Source organism: Shewanella sp. SM74 (assembly GCF_025653725.1).
In the GTDB taxonomy this organism is placed as follows: domain Bacteria; phylum Pseudomonadota; class Gammaproteobacteria; order Enterobacterales; family Shewanellaceae; genus Shewanella; species Shewanella oncorhynchi.
In genome coordinates this window covers 1-566 of sequence record NZ_JAKKRZ010000102.1, presented here as the reverse complement: position 1 = coordinate 566, position 566 = coordinate 1, and the positions used below count along the sequence as shown (strand labels likewise).

Here is a 566-nt window from a genome sequence, read left to right as displayed (position 1 = left end):
CAAATACCTGTTCAGTTTCCCAGTGTTTAATCGGCGCCAGCTTATACATTTTGGAGCCAGCGGCTTCTACCTGTGCCATATCAGCCAGAATTGAGCCTGCCGTAATCAAGCTAAGCCCCTGCTTCTTCATGTTGCCTGCGCGGTGATGACTTTCGGCAATGCGACTGCCTACACAGCTAACCAGTTTGTAGCAGCTGCATTCACTGTACTTTTTAATCGCTTGCTTAATGTAGCGCTCGGACGGGTCTACTTTGAGAATAATGCTGCAATCTTGGTGACGTGTAACCGAAGGCACCAGTTTTTGCCCCCCAGTATACTTGATAAAATACTGGTCATTGATTGGCGGCTGAATAATGTCGTAGCAGAGATTAATCCCAATTTGCTTTCCAAACTCCAGTAATCGCTTACGGACATAATGGACGTACATTTTAAGCGCGATGGCTTCAGCCCCCGTATCCACGGTGACGACGAGTAAAGGTCTCGATGGCTCGACTAAGCCAGCCTGAATGGATTGGCGATAGGATTCGACTGCCATTAACACCACGACTGAACTGTCTTTCCCTGAG

1 protein-coding gene is annotated in these 566 nt (G+C 48.1%); it reads right to left on the bottom strand.

What is annotated here, in order from left to right:
• A partial coding sequence (locus tag L5M49_RS25210) for a phosphoadenosine phosphosulfate reductase family protein (RefSeq protein ID WP_263267004.1) occupies nt 1-566 on the bottom strand: 566 nt, incomplete at both ends.